General features: G+C 55.3%; 11 protein-coding genes. 6 read left to right on the top strand and 5 right to left on the bottom strand.

The features are described 5' to 3' along the window. Positions 1-38: 38 nt before the first annotated feature. The 4 genes from JW953_11085 to JW953_11070 all read right to left on the bottom strand — a co-directional run bounded on the left by JW953_11085 (position 39) and on the right by JW953_11070 (position 5402). Entirely contained in the window at positions 39-3287 is a 3249-nt protein-coding gene (locus JW953_11085; GenBank protein MBN1993239.1) for a helix-turn-helix domain-containing protein, read from the bottom strand. A 117-nt stretch (positions 3288-3404) separates the two neighbouring features. After that, a complete protein-coding gene (locus JW953_11080) occupies positions 3405-4325 on the bottom strand; it encodes a nucleoside hydrolase (protein MBN1993238.1) in 921 nt (306 codons plus the stop codon). An 11-nt stretch (positions 4326-4336) separates the two neighbouring features. Next, a complete protein-coding gene (locus JW953_11075; protein ID MBN1993237.1) occupies positions 4337-4537 on the bottom strand; it encodes a hypothetical protein in 201 nt (66 codons plus the stop codon). A 40-nt stretch (positions 4538-4577) separates the two neighbouring features. Then, positions 4578-5402, bottom strand: a complete 825-nt coding sequence (locus tag JW953_11070; protein ID MBN1993236.1) for a Nif3-like dinuclear metal center hexameric protein — start codon at positions 5400-5402, stop codon at positions 4578-4580. A gap of 277 nt (positions 5403-5679) precedes the next feature. Here JW953_11070 and JW953_11065 point away from each other — a divergent pair, with 277 nt between their 5' ends. From JW953_11065 to JW953_11040, 6 genes are all read left to right on the top strand, one after another. Further along, complete coding sequence (locus JW953_11065; GenBank protein ID MBN1993235.1) at positions 5680-6738, top strand: substrate-binding domain-containing protein; 1059 nt, start codon at positions 5680-5682, stop codon at positions 6736-6738. Positions 6739-6755: 17 nt separating this feature from the next. Further along, a complete protein-coding gene (locus JW953_11060; GenBank protein ID MBN1993234.1) occupies positions 6756-7259 on the top strand; it encodes a GAF domain-containing protein in 504 nt (167 codons plus the stop codon). Then, a complete protein-coding gene (locus tag JW953_11055; protein ID MBN1993233.1) occupies positions 7256-7834 on the top strand; it encodes a SpoIIE family protein phosphatase in 579 nt (192 codons plus the stop codon). Before JW953_11060 ends, JW953_11055 begins: the two co-directional genes overlap by 4 nt. 256 nt (positions 7835-8090) lie before the next feature. Next, complete coding sequence (locus JW953_11050) at positions 8091-10874, top strand: GAF domain-containing protein (protein ID MBN1993232.1); 2784 nt, start codon at positions 8091-8093, stop codon at positions 10872-10874. A gap of 13 nt (positions 10875-10887) precedes the next feature. Beyond that, complete coding sequence (locus JW953_11045; GenBank protein ID MBN1993231.1) at positions 10888-12921, top strand: response regulator; 2034 nt, start codon at positions 10888-10890, stop codon at positions 12919-12921. Next, on the top strand, positions 12918-13625 hold the full coding sequence (locus JW953_11040) for a response regulator transcription factor (GenBank protein ID MBN1993230.1): 708 nt from the start codon (positions 12918-12920) through the stop codon (positions 13623-13625). The genes JW953_11045 and JW953_11040 overlap by 4 nt, the downstream gene beginning before the upstream one ends. 4 nt (positions 13626-13629) lie before the next feature. On the opposite strand, the gene JW953_11035 is transcribed toward JW953_11040, so the two are convergent. Beyond that, on the bottom strand, positions 13630-14715 hold the full coding sequence (locus JW953_11035) for a polysaccharide deacetylase family protein (GenBank protein ID MBN1993229.1): 1086 nt from the start codon (positions 14713-14715) through the stop codon (positions 13630-13632). Positions 14716-14807 lie beyond the last annotated feature (92 nt).

Raw genomic sequence — 14807 nt, 5'->3', positions numbered from 1 at the left:
TTGTAAAAAAGAACGATGATGGTTTCTGCCGATGGTTTCTATTGAGGGCTTCGGCGATACTCGCTGGGTGACAGGCCGGTTTGATCGCGGAAAACCCGGCTGAAATAGGGGGGATTATTAAAACCAACCTGGAAAGCCACTTCGGTCACGCTCTGGCTGGTACAACTCAAAAGCTCTTTGGCCTGTTTGATGCGATAGCGATTCAGGTATTCCCAGGGCGAAAGACCCAACTCCTGACGAAAGATGTGGCTGAGATAATTTTTGCTGACACCAATAGCGTCGGCAATTTCCTGGCGGGAAAGGGGATGTTGATAGTTCTGGTGTAAGTAAGCGAGGGTGCGTTTGACCAAGGCGCTGGTGGGCAGAGGTAAGGTATCGTCATCAAATAAGAGACGTTGTAACGCAACGGTCGTCTCTGCTTCAGTCAGAATATCTTTACTCTGGAAGGTAGTGCGGGCGTGTTGCTCAAGGCGTTTGATGTCCTCAAAGGTCAACATCCGGCCGCTGAGAATGAGCACCGGCACCGTCCGGGTTTGGGCATTGGCCCGCATCCAATCTAACACGGCAAATCCATCCATCTCCGGCATCATCAAATCTAACACAACCAGGGCCGGGGGGCTTTGTTTCATCAGGGCCAGGGCCTGCATCCCCCCGGAGGCAACGGAGATGGAATAGCCGGGGAGTCCTTTGGCCACCATGTCCCGGTAGAGTGCAAGCGCTTGCGGGTCGTCATCTACAATGAGAATAGAGCCAACCGACTTGGACGGGCACAAAGTATTGATGGCTTCGGTCAACGTTTGGCCGTTGACGGGTTTGGCAACCAAGTTGGTCATGCCCAAGGCCAGGGCGGGCGGGTTGTCCTGCTCTTGCCTATACAAAATAAAGGGGGTCTGGCTCAAATGGGGCTGGTGGCGCAGCCGCTGCACTACCAGCCAATCGTCAGACGTGGCGTTGGCCAAGTCCCAGGCCAGGAGGGCGGGTTGGATTCCGGCCAGCCCTGCTTCCATGTTAGCCCCGGTCTTCAGGCAGCGTATCTCCAGGCCCTGGCGCTGGCTGAGTTCAACCAGTTCACTGGCCGGTTGGTCCTGGGTTGAAATCAACAATAACACAGGCTGAACCGCCAGCGCGGGCGCTGTTACCGTCTGCTCGCTCAAACTGGGCCAAGGGAGGTAGAGGTGAAACGTGCTGCCCTGGCCAGGTTGGCTTTCCAGGGTCAGTGAGCCGCGATGGAGGGCCACCAACCGCCTTGTAATAGACAGGCCCAGGCCGATCCCGCCTTTTTGAAAACCGGCATACTCGGCGGTGATGAAAGGCTCAAAGATGCGTTCCTGCTGGCCAGCGGGAATGCCCACGCCGGTATCCTGGACCCAGATATGCAGATGTGACGGCATAACTTCTGCACCCAACACTATCCGACCCTGTTTGGTAAATTTGCGGGCATTACTGAGCAAGTTGAGTAAAATCTGGCGCAGGCGCACCGGGTCGGCCTGGATTGCAGGCAGGCGGGGGGGCAATTGTAACTGCCACTGCACTGCATGGTCATCAACACCAGCGGCAACGCCGTCAAAAACATCCAGCAAAAACGGGCGCGGCTCGATGATTTCCGGCAGCAAAGCCAGTTCGTTGATTTCCGCCCGAGACAAATCCAGCAAATCATTGATCACGTGCAGCAGATGGTCGGCATTACGCCCAATCTGTTGTAAATCTTTGCGTAAATCAGGCGACAAGTCCGGGCTGTAGGGCCGGGATGATTTGAGCGCTGTTTGAATATAACCCAAGATCACATTCAGGGGCGTGCGGAGTTCGTGGCTAACGTTGGCCAACAGCCGTGTTTTTAACTGGTCGGCCTGTTCGGCCACGGCGCGGGCCTGTAAGGCTTCACCGTAAAGCCGGGCATTTTGCATAGCCACGCCCAATTGGTCGGCCAGCGATTGCAGGCCAACCAACTCTTGCCGGGTGCGCAGCACCGACTGGTTGCTGTGCAGGTCTAACAGCCCCAATATTTTATCGCCCAAACGGATGGGCAGAACAACGCGGGTGCGGGTATCGGGCCAACGGGGATCGGGGGGAAAGCGGGGGCTGCGGTGCGTATCGGGAATAAAAATGGGTTCGTTGCGCATTAAAGCCTGCCCCAGCACCCCGGAGCCGGGGAGCGGGATGGCCGCCTGCTCCGGCTGAATCTGGTCGGGCTGTTCCAAAATCAGCAATTGTTCCGCTGCTAGCCACTGAAAAATCTGCACCCGGTCGTAACCATAGTTAGCGCGAATCAAGTTGGCAATCTCGTGCGAGAGTTGGCCGTGGTCCAAAATGGAACCAACCCGGCGACTGATTTCCAGGCTGGTTTCCAGTTGTTTGAGCCGCTCTTGTTGCTGCCGGCGCCGAACCCCCACCAGACGGTTGGGTAAATTGGCAATAGCCACCAATTTCCGCGCGGCCACTTCGGCCACATTTTGGGCGGTGACCAGCCTGGATTTGTAGGCGAAATGAGCCGGGAGGGATTGTCCCTGCGCAGACTGATAGGCCAGGTCAACCGCCTGTTTGCCCAATTCGTCGGTCAGGATTTCAACCGTGGCCGCCAACGCGCCTTCGGTGATGGCGGCCAGGGTGTCGGGGTTGCCGCCAATGCCTACTACCGGCGTGGGTTGTTCAATGAGGCCAAGTTCCAAACCGGCCATCCGGCCGGTTAAAGCCACGGTGTCAGACAGGCCAAAGATAGCATCCAGCGGGCCGGTAAGCTGCTGCATGGCTTTATAAATTTCTGGATAAACCTGTTCGTAACCCCAGGGAATAGGCACGTGTTTGAACGTTATCTGGGGATGGCCCCGAAATACGTCGCGGCTAGCGGCAAGCCAACTGGTGCTATCATCCGGCCAGGGCGCGCGGGCCAGGCCGCCCAGGGCCAGAACGGTTCCCTGCCCGGCCAGTTGTTCGGCCAGATAGGTGCTGCCTATCCGGGCAATGTCGTATAAACCCAGCGGCGAAACCAAAAGGGGGTGGCGGATTTCTGTTTCGTTCAACAGAATCAGGGGTATCCCAAATTGGGGAATATTGTAAACCAAATCTGTAGGCAACGACCAGGCAATGAGCGCGTCCAATTCCAGGCCCAGCAACTCTTCCACCAGCGCCATCTGTCTTTCTTCGGACAAAGTTTCCGGGTAGCTGACCAGGGTGATGGAGATAAGATCAAGGGGAAGTTGCTCGGCCCGTTCATAGGCGGCTTCTCTAACCTGAACCCAATAAGGATCAACCGGATCAATGGCTGAACCTATGCGCAGGGTGTGAGACATGGAAACCTCCAGGCCAAGGGCCGGCTCTTTAACAAGATAGCCAGGCTATCTCGCCCTTAGCCTTATGCACGCAACCCGCAAAAACAACGGGCTGAGCCTAAATTATAGTTCAATTACTTATCTCCCACAAGCAGCTATTTTAGTGAAAAGATCGCGGAAGATGGGGTCGCGCTGAATAAAGGTGGCGGACCGGATGAAGTGGCGCGAGTGATCAAAACTCCAGGTCATTTGATCGGTTAGCAGGGGGCTATGCACCAGGTTAGTGGAGACCCAGGCCGGATTGACCAGGTAGGCGGTGGCGGCTATATCCCAGAGCACTTTCGACCAGGCAAAATGGTCGTGCTGATAAGCTTTGAAAATGCCGGCCAGGTAATCGCCAATCCGGCCCCGGCCTTGCACGTAACGCTCTATTTCGGGCACGGTGGTTTGGAGGTGCGAGGTGACGCCCATACAGGGAAGGCGCGCCAACGGCACGCCGCAATCAAAAATGAGGCGAGAGGCAAAAACATCTTGTTTTAGATTGAACTCTTTGGTATGCGGCCAAAACAGAGCGTGTCCTCCCAACCACACCACAACCACCCGCTCGATGAGGGCAGGTTCAAGCAAAATGGCCGAGGCCACGTTGGTAATGGCCCCAATGGCGACCACATACAGGGGTTCATCAGTGGCGGCCATGGCTCGTTGGGCCAGATCGGCCGCGGCGGCTGATGGAACAGGGGTGTCAGGGCCAGGCAAATAGGCAGTGGAACCGCGAAAGACAAAACCTTCCGGCGACACGTCAAGCCGCTCTAGCAGCCGCAAAATTTCGGCGTAACTTTTTTCCATGCCATCGCCGGGGCCGGTGGAACGGTCATTAAAAAAAGGGGCCGCATAAATGGCTTCAACCTGGAGTCGCTCCGGCGAGAGCAAAGCATGGACCACGGCAAACTGGTCGTCAATCTCGTTGTAGGTGTCGGTATCCAGCACCAGCCGCACTTTGCCGGTGAGTGGTTGGAGACGTTCCAGACGCCTTGCTGCGGAAAGTGTAGGAAATTTCATCAAATCTGTCCTTATTCTGAACGGTTTGTTCCTTCAGCCAACAACGTTTCTACTGCGCGGCGTGTGGGCAGAGAAGATTGCGCCCCCAAGGCAGTGGCGGCCAGGGCGCCGGCGGCATTACCCCAACGAATGGCTTCGGCCAGCGGTTTTCCGGCAGCCAGGGCAGCGCCAAAACCGCCGACAAAGGCGTCGCCGGCAGCCGACAACGACAATCTTTGCGTTCATAAGTTAGCTCTTTTGGCTCAACACGCTTCAGGATGAACCGTTAGTCAGGTCATAGGTAGGATGGTCAGGATTCCAGAACGGTTCGGGCATGGGGAGAAACTCGATGGGCACTTCTGTAATGAATGATTTCAACCATTCGGCGCAGTACTGCATGCCCGCTTGCTCAGACACCATGTGGCCAAGCAGGATCAGGGCTTTTTTCTTTCCGGCGGTGATAATGTCTTGCGCGTATTCCACCACTTCCCATTCGCGCGTTTCGCCCGCTATAACCACCTCAACTCCGGGTTGAGCGAGTAATTTAATGCCGCGATCCCGGTCCAAGAAGCCCCAACTTGCAATCACTCGATTGACCTGTAGCTTGGGATCACCCACCACCCGCATAGTGCGAATGTTCAGTTGAGACTGGATTTCTTTGACGAAGCGGGCAAGGGGGATACCCGGAAAGACAAAAAGGTGAGGGTTCAGGCCATCAGCGTGCTTTTCCCAGCCCAGTTCTTTGACCATCCCCGTGGCAATACCATCAGGCCGTCGCGCATGCCAGTGGTCGTGAAAGTGGAAGATGACCAGCTGGCGCTTTTGGATGAAGTCAACTTTGAGTTGATAGACTTCATCTTCCGTCAGGGTTTCAGTTTTATCCTGGTGCAAGTAGAAAGTTGGTTCGTGGGTAATCACCAAATTATTCCCGGCCACAGCCGAGCGTTGGAGCACATCAAGGGTAGCCATAATGGTGGTCGTTATTCCTGTTACTGGCGTTTCAGGCTTACCCGCAATCACCGTGTCCACTGTTTCAGCGCGCCAGGGGACGCCCACATTTTTCTGGATTCGCTCAATAACTTGTCTTGCTAAAAGCATATCTCCTCCTGGGGATTGAATAACATGAAATGTTCTTGGGCAAGCAGCTGCCAATACATTTACAGAAAATATTGTACCTGACGCCGGGATATACCATTCCCCCAACTTTCTCAATCATAACCAATAAACTTATACCCGTCAATTTTGCCAACGAGGTACTTTTGGCCCTACTACTCCCGGTGAATATTTGTTATAATAGTAAAAAGAGTTGTTTGTAACGGGTTAATCAAAATGCCCCAGGAGTAAATGATATGAGCAATAAACCCATAAACCTCCCTTGACCGGCGGCCAGCCGCAAAAAAAACGCCCCACTATCGGTTTGCTAACCAGAAAACTTACTTACACGTGGGCTTTGTCACAGGTGCAGGGGATGGTTGACGCCTGCCGGGAGCGAGACGTTAACCTGATTTGTTTCCCCGGAGGCATCATTTTCCACCCTGATGGCTTTGAAGCGCAAGACGATATTGTCTACGACCTGGCCAGCGATGGAAAACTCGATGGCCTCATTGTTTCAACCAGCACCATCACCGGATCGCTTCCTGACGACGAAGATGTAAAGGACTTTTATAAACGTTTTCAGCCCCGGCCCATCGTCGGCCTGGAGCGGTCGCTGCCGGGTATTCCTACTGTTCTCAAAAGCGAGTACGAACCAATGTGTGAGGCCATGGCTCACCTGATTGAAGTCCACGGTTATCGCCGCATTGCTTATATTAACCGGCTGGGGGCAGGGCCACACCGGGAACGGTATCAGGCCTACAAAGATACCCTGGCCAAATACAACATTCCCTACAATCCAGACCTTGTCTTTTCCGCCTACCTTGATCTGCCCGATTTAACCGGAGGTGGGCTGCAATCGGGAATTGACTTTGAAGCCGTGGCCACCTCAGATGATGATTTTGCCCTTGGCGTTCTGCGAGCGCTACAAGCGCATGGGGTCCGCGTGCCTGAGCAAGTAGCAGTTACCGGCTTTGATGATGTTGCCGAGAGTTGGACGGTCACGCCTCCTCTCACCACGGTCAGCCCTCCCTTTCATGAAATGGGGTATAGGGCAGTGGAAATGTTGTTGGCGCTGCTGGCGGGTGAGGCGGTGCCGGATCAGGTGATTTTACCTTGCAAGCTGACCGTCCGCCAATCGTGTGGTTGTATGCCTATCCAGGCAGCCAGAGCTGAGATACAGCTTCCGGTTGAGATGAAATTCGACCGAACCGTTCAAACCGAAGCCGGCCAAAAATCCCTCAACGCTGTTCTGGTTGCTCATCGGGCAGATATAGTGGCCGAGATGGCGCAAGCGGTGGGGCCGGAGGAGTCAAATACCGGAGCTGGCACATCCCCCTAGATGCCGGACAATCATTGGTGACTCAGGCAGCCCGCACCCGGCAGGGAAAGATTGTTAACAATGTGCGGGCAGACCCAAACTGGTTGCCCAATCCCCTGCTGCCGGATACCCACGCAGAGTTGGCCGTGCCGCTTATTGCGGGCGATATAGTGTTGGGCGTGTTAGACGTGCAAGCGGCAGAAGCCAACCGCTTCACCGCAGACGACCTGCGCATTCAAAGCACTCTGGCCGGGCAGATAGCCGCCGCCCTGCAAAACGCCAAGCTGTTTGAACAGGTGGCCCTGGCCAACGCCGAAATTCAAACCCTCAACGAAAAACTCAAAACTGAAAACCTGCGCATGAGCGCGGAACTCGATGTCTCCCGCCAACTACAACAGATGTTGTTGCCCACGGTGGAGGAGCTTCGTCAGATTGAGGGAATTGATATTGCCGGGTTTATGGAACCTGCTGAAGAGGTGGGGGGGATTATTACGACGTACTGCAACACAACGGCCACCTCAAAATTGGCATTGGCGATGTGACCGGCCACGGCCTGGAAAGCGGCGTGCTAATGCTGATGCTGCAAACAGCCGTGCGCACCTTGTTGACCAGCGAGGAGAAAGACCCGATCCGGTTTATGGATGTCCTTAACCGGACCCTTTATCAAAACCTGCGGCGAATGAACGTGGATAAGAGCCTGACCCTGGCGCTACTTAACTATGCCCCCTCACCGGATCACCCGAATGGGCAGATGCGGCTGAGCGGCCAGCACGAGCAAGTGATTGTCGTCCGCCAGGATGGCCAGGTAGAACTGAAAGACACCATAGACCTGGGGTTTCCCTTAGCCATAAATTCAGGAATTGCCCAATTTGTGCAGGAAATATCCATAGACTTGGTTCCCGGTGATGGCATCGTATTGTATTCCGACGGCATTACCGAAGCCGAGAACGAGGCCGGGCAATTCTATGGACTAGAACGGTTATGCGCGGTGGTCAGCCGGCATTGGGCCAAAAGTGCAACCGAAATCAAACAGGCCGTGGTGGCAGATGTCCGCCGGTTTATTGGCCGGCAAAAAGTGTTTGACGATTTGACCTTGTTGGTGGTCAAACAACTATAATCCCAGCTTAAAAAACTGCGCTCAAGAACATCCTCACTGCCGCCACATACGCCTCAAACTGCTCGCGCCGAATACTATGCCCCGCCCCCTTAATATGCGCCACCTTAATGTACCAAGACTCAAAAACGGGTCAACCAAAACAAAAAGAACATGGTCTAAAAATCCTGTTGCCTCTCTTGCCAGGGCGTGTTATACTTACATAAAATAGTGTTAAGTTTAGCATAGCAACAATGTTGCGCCAAAATCTTTCTACCTGATGTCAAGCACAAAGGTTTTACACCTTAATTTGCCCCCGCAAGAGCAACCCAGGTTGGGGCCAACGCCCAAATCGTTACAGATTATGCTCATTGACGGGGAAGAACAAAAATTGCAGCCGCTGGACGAGGCGCTGCGGGCCGCCGGCTATGAAACTCGATTTTTTCATAACCCGGATGAAGCCCGGCTCTATCTATCCAGAACCGACGTGTTATTAATGGCCGATGTAGTGGCCGAGCAGCCCAAATCCAGCAAGCTGGTCAAAGCGCCCACCATCCTGGTGCTCACCGACAATCAGGCCAGGACATTACCTCCCTGGCTCGACGCTCGCCACGTTTCATTGGTGCCCTATCCTCCAGAACCGCATCACCTGATTGACCATTTGCCGGAATACATCACCCCCCGCCCGCCCAATTTTGGCATTGATCCCACCAACGCCGAACACCTGGCCCTTTTGTTTGGCATCACCCAAATGTTGAGCGGCCACCTGGACATTAATGATCTATTTGAGCGCATTTTAACCCTGGCCCCGCAATTAAACGCCCACTTCTCGGCTTTATTGATGCAAGAGGGTGATGAAACCATCTATTACCGCTCCACCGAACCGGGCCGGGAAGAGCTGATGGGGTCAACCGGGTTGCATTTTGCCCTGCGGCTGCTCAAAGATGGCCTGGAAGGGTGGGTGCTGCGCCATAATCAGGTGGCGTTGCTGCCCAATACCCTTAAAGACTCGCGCTGGTTCCGGGCTTCGTATCAGCCGGAGCAGGAATATTGCGTGGTGGCGCTGCCCATTACCCTGGAACGAGTGGAGGCCAGGGGCGTTTACCTGGTGGGGCACAAACAGCCGGGCTATTTTACCGAAAACGACGTTCCCCTCTTAAGGGCTGCCGTGACGCAAATTTGCATGGCTATTGAAAATGCTATGCTCTTCAAAAATCAATCGGAACGCTCCATCCAGTTGTCCTTGATCAACGAGGTCAGCCAGGCCGCCACCTCCATTCTCAACCTGGACGTGATGCTGCGCACCGTGGTTCAGGCCATCTGGCGCAGTTTTGCCTTTTATAGCGTCTCCATTCACCTCTACCAGCCGGCCACCCAATTGGTGCGGCTGCGGGCCAAAGTCAGCTCCGACCGGCAAAGCTTCAGACCGCCGATGTCTCAGGAAGCGCCGGTCACGCATAAACTACGGCAGGGGCTGATTGGCTGGTCGGCGGCCACCAATAAAACTATTTTGGCCAACGACGTGACCCTGGACCCGCGCTACATTCCCGACGACCATCATCGTGAGATCCGGGCCGAGTTGTGCGTGCCCATCAAGTTGGGGGTCAAAACCATTGGCGTGCTGGATTTGCAAAGTATTCAATTGGACGCTTTTGACAAATATCACGTTTCGGCCCTGGAAACCCTGGCCGACCAACTGGCCATTGCCATTGAAAATGCCCGGCTGTACGATGAAATTAACCAACACATCACCGAATTGAAATTCCTCAATGAAATTGGCCAGGCCATCACCTCTACGCTTGAATTGGAAAAAACGCTCAAACTGATTACGGACCATACCACCCGCCTGCTGGACGTGGCCGCCGCGTCGGTGGCCCTGCGCGACGATGAAAACCAGGAGGTTTGGTTTGCCGCCGCTTCCGGGGAAGGCTCGCAAGCCGTCATCGGCTTGCGCATGCCCTTGGGCCAGGGGCTGGCCGGGTGGGTGGCCGACCAGGGCGAAGCCGTGATTGTGCCCGACGTTTACGCCGACACCCGTTTTTTTGCCGAAGTTGATAAGACCAGCGGCTTTACCACCCAATCCATTTTATGCGTGCCTCTCCAAACCAAAGGGCGCACTATTGGGGCTATTGAAGTGATGAACAAAAAACGGGGCACCTTTAACCATGAAGATCAGGCCCTGCTGCAAGCCCTGGCCCTTTCAGCCGCAACCGCCATTGAAAACGCCCAGCTTTACGAAGAACAGGCCAGAACCATCAAACGCCTGGCCGAAACCCAAAGCCAGCTCATCCAAAGCGCCAAATTGGCCGCCGTGGGCGAACTGGCCGCCGGGGCCGCCCACGAGATCAACAACCCCTTAACCACCATTATCAACCTGACCAACCTCCTTTTAGACACCACCGCCCCCACCACGGCTGAAGAGCGGCGGGACGATTTAGAAATGATCCACGCCGAAGCCCGGCGCACCCGCAACATCGTCCGCAATCTGCTGGATTTTGCCCGGGCCGACGCCCCCAAAGGGCAACTGGTTGACCTGAACCAACTGATCGAGGAAGCCTTACTGCTGGTTTATACCAAGGGCGTCCGCCAAAAAATTGAGCTGCGCAAACAACTGGGCACCCTGCCTCAAATCTTCCTGGACCTAAACCAGATAAAACAGGTCATCGTTAACCTGCTATATAACGCCATCCAGGCCATGCAAGATACCCAAAACCGCCCGGCCATCCTGACCATCACCACCAGGGTGGCGGAGCAAGACTCTGCGGCCGCAACCGTCAAACGAATCTCCCCCGGCAGCAAAAACGGTCAAGAGGCCGGCCCCAAACCCGTTATCATCTGCGAAATCAGCGACACCGGGCATGGCATTCAGCCGGAACATTTAGATAAGATTTTTGATCCCTTCTTCACCACCAAAGAAGTGGGCCAGGGCACAGGCTTGGGTTTATCTATCAGCTATGGCATTGTCAAAAAACACGGCGGGGACATTGACGTTGACAGCACCCCTGGCCAGGGCACCACTTTTACATTAACCCTCTCCGGCGTGCAGCCGCCGGACGAGGCATGAGAAAGGCTAACCTGTGGCAAACGAAAGAATTTTAGTGGTTGATGACGAAAAGGGCGTAGTTGACTCCTGCGGCCGAATTTTGCAGCGACAGGGCTTCACCGTATTGGGCAAAACCGATAGCACCTCTGTGCCCAAGCTGCTTAAAAAAGAAACCTTTGACCTACTTTTGACCGATATTCGCATGCCCAAAATAGATGGGCTAAAACTGCTGCAGTTGGCCAAAGAAATTGACCCCCACCTGACCGTCATCCTGATTACCGGCTACGGCACCATGGAAGACGCCATCAAAGCCATCCACTTGGGCGCGCAGGGTTTTTTGATGAAACCCTTTGAGCCTGAAGACCTGATTGCCACCATCCAGGATAGCCTGGCCCGGCGCGCTCTGTTGCGCGACAGCCTGCGGCTGCAAACCCTGCTGCCTCTATTGGAAGTCAATCAAATTTTGCAAGGGACCGGCGGTGAAACCTCGTTGGCCCGCCGGGTGCTGGAAATAGCCCAACGCGAAACCGGCGCGGCCCGTTTGGCCTGGCTCAGTTATCAACACCCCGTCACCTCTCTGCTCTTGGGGGAAACCAGGAGCGGGCTACGGCCAGTTTCAAACGATTTAGTTGAAATGGCCGTTGTTCCGCCAAAGCAACCGCCCGCCTCCCACTTACCCGCCCAGGCTATTGAGTCCGTTTTGAGCCAGGCCAGGCCGGTGTGGATGTTGGGCGACGGCGCGCTGACCGGCAACATTGACGGCCAGCCCACCATTGTGGGAGCCGTATTGCCCATGCTCATCAAAGGGGAAGTAGTGGGGGTGCTGGCGGCTGAAACGGGCGACCAGGGACGGGCCAGCCCCTTTGACCAGATCAGCCTGGATTTGTTGTCGGTGCTGGCCGGGCAATTGGCCATGATAATTGAAAACGTGCAGCTCTTCAACCAAACCAAAACCCTGCACGCCTTTAACGAAGACATTATCCAAAATATGACCAACGGCCTCATTGCCATTGACCGGGACGGCCGCATCACGGCCTTTAACCCGGCAGCGGCGGCTATGCTGGACCGGCAACCGGAGCAGGTGCTCTACCAACTTATGCCGGGAGCCATCAACGACGCCCCAGAATTGGTCAAAATATTTCAGCAAACGTTGGCCACCGGCCAGGCTTGCGAGCATCAGGAGCTAACCCTGCACCGGCCCAACGGTGGCCAATTGTCTATTTCGGTCAACACCGCGCCGCTACTGGCCGGTAACGAAAATGAGCAAACAGCCGGCGTGGTGGGGGTGTTGGCGGATTTAACCGAACGCAAAGCCCTGGAAGCGGAACGGCGGCGCTTAGACAGATTGGCCGCCCTGGGTGAAATGTCGGCGGTGGTGGCCCACGAGATACGCAACCCCATGGCCAGTATTGCCGCCGGAGTAGATTACCTGGCCTTAAAAACGGGTAAAGGTTCCCCGGAAGCCGAAGGAGCGGCCATGATCCAGAGCGAGATTCAGCGGGTCAACCGGATTTTAGAAGATATTTTGTTTGTAGCGCGTCCCCTGCAACTCAGCCTTTCCTACGAAAACCTGGCGGACATCATTGAGAAAGTTATCCAACGCTGCCAGCCACAAATAGAGGAAAGCCAGGTAACCATTACCACCACCTACGCCCCAAACGTGCCCCTGCTCAAACTTGACCGCCAACGCCTGGAACAGGTTTTTACCAATCTCATCGTCAACGCCACCCAGGCCATGCAGAGCAGCGGCCCAAAACCCGCAGAGCGGAAAATACAATTACAAACCAAACTATCCAGCCCAGCCAAGGACGCCGCCCGCGCCTCCGGCCAGCCATCCCAGGCCGTAATCATTGTTATTACCGATAACGGGCCGGGCATCCCGGCTGAAGCCCGCTCAAAAATCTTTGAGCCGTTCTTTACCACCAAAGCCAGAGGCACCGGCCTGGGGCTGACCGTCGCCCGGCGCATTGTTGAGGAACATAAAGGCGCCATCAAAATAGAAAGCACGGCCCAACAAGGCACAAGCTTTATCATCACCCTACCCATTCAAAGAGAGGCAGCACCGTGAGCCATCACATTTTGGTTGTAGACGACGAAGACACCCTCCGCCACTTTTTACGGCTCAATTTGCAGGACCAGGGCTACCGGGTCACCGAAGCCGCCGACGGCGAAACCGCGCTTCGCCTGATTGACGCCATGAGTTTTGACGTAGCCCTGGTAGATTTGCGCTTAACCGACATGGACGGCCTGGAAATTGTGCGTTACCTGCGCCAGGTAGCTCCCAAAACCAGCGTCATCATTTTAACGGCCTACGCCACGCTGGATTCATCCATTGAGGCCCTGCGCCAGGGGGCGCACGATTATCTGATCAAACCCTGTGAAACCGCCGAACTCCTGGCCAGCGTGGCCGACGGCATTGCTCGTCAATCCGCCGTGCCCCCCACCTTAACCCAGGCCGACGATAAAACGATTTTAGAAATAAAGGACCTCCAACTCAACCTGACCAATCATCAAGTCAGCCGCAACAATGAAATTATTAATTTGACCCCCACCGAATTTGACATTTTAGCCACGCTGATGGCCAACCCCAACCGGGCCATTGACTCCATCACCCTGATCAAACAGGTGCGCGGCTACGAAGCCACCGAAGCCGACGCCAGGGCCATTGCCAGGGTGCACGTGCATCGTTTGCGGCACAAATTGGAAATTGACCCGGCCAATCCCCAATACGTTACCACCGTCGCCGGGGGCAGATACTTGATGAGCACCTGACGGTTTATTCTGCCCCCGTCCCGGCTGACACGTAATAAAACTGGGGATTTTCGGCAAAGTAGCCCAGCCAATAATCAAGTTCTGTTTGCAAAGCCTGCACCCGGGGAATATGATACGGGTCAAATTGGGGGCTGTGCGGCGAGGGACCGGCCCCGCCGGAAACCATCACCACGCTGGAATAGGTGTAAGGCTCATTCTCCCACATCCCTTGCGCCAGCAGGGCCTGGTTGAGGGGATAATTGCCAAAGGGGACGGACAGCGCCTGCACATCGTAGCCCGGCAAACGCTGTTCCAATTGGCGCTGGCTCACGGCCAGTTGCCACTGCACCTGGTCGTCGGAGCCTTCGGTCAGGTTAAAATGAGAAATGGTGTGGCTGGCCACTTCAAAGCCGTTGGCAACCAGCCATTGCAACTTTTTATCCTGAAGCTCTTTTTGCCCAAACAGCACCCGCTCCGGCACGTTGACATCCTGCAACACGTAAAAAGTGCCTTTGAGCGGCCAATCGTGGGGATATTTTTGATGAAATTCAGATAAAATACCCACCGCCGAGTTGGGGTCAAGGGCGACATCTTCCAAATAACGAAACTGGCTAATGTCTGAATCGTCAAAAGTGAACACAATGGGTTTGCGCCCGGCCGGCAGGTCGGGGAAACCCTGCACCAGATCGGTAATATTGGCCGGGGTATAACCTTCGTTATGCAGCCGTTCCAGATCGGCCCGGAAATTATCCGGCGTGCGCTGCCAACGATCCTCCGGCTCTTTAATCATGTGATATTCCAACACCAATACGCTGCCCAACGGATTAGGCGGCAGGGTGGGCGAGGGTGTTACGGTGGGGGTGGCGGTGGCGGGGGGGGTAGCGGTTGGTTTGGGGGTTGAGGTGGAAGTGGCCGTTGGTTCAGACGTAAAAGTAGCGGTGGGAAGCGCGGTTGCCGAGGGCAAGGGGGTCGCGGTGGGAGGCCTGGGCGTGACGGTAGGCGTTGTTGTTGGAGCCGCCGCTTCCGGCGTGGCGGCGGGGTTGGGCCTGGCGCCGCCACAGGCGGCCAACCAGACGGCGAGGAAAAAAATGGGGATAAGTTTTTGTCTCAACTTTAGGCTCTTTCAGAATATCCGTGAGAGCCCCCAGATATAGTAGGGGCGTCACGGAACAATTAGGTAAAAAGGGCATAGCCTTCAAGATC

The sequence above is a fragment of the Anaerolineae bacterium genome, assembly GCA_016931895.1.
Taxonomy (GTDB): Bacteria; Chloroflexota; Anaerolineae; order 4572-78; family J111; genus JAFGNV01.
The sequence above is the reverse complement of the archived record's forward strand: the minus strand, read 5'-3'. Positions and strand labels throughout refer to the sequence as shown.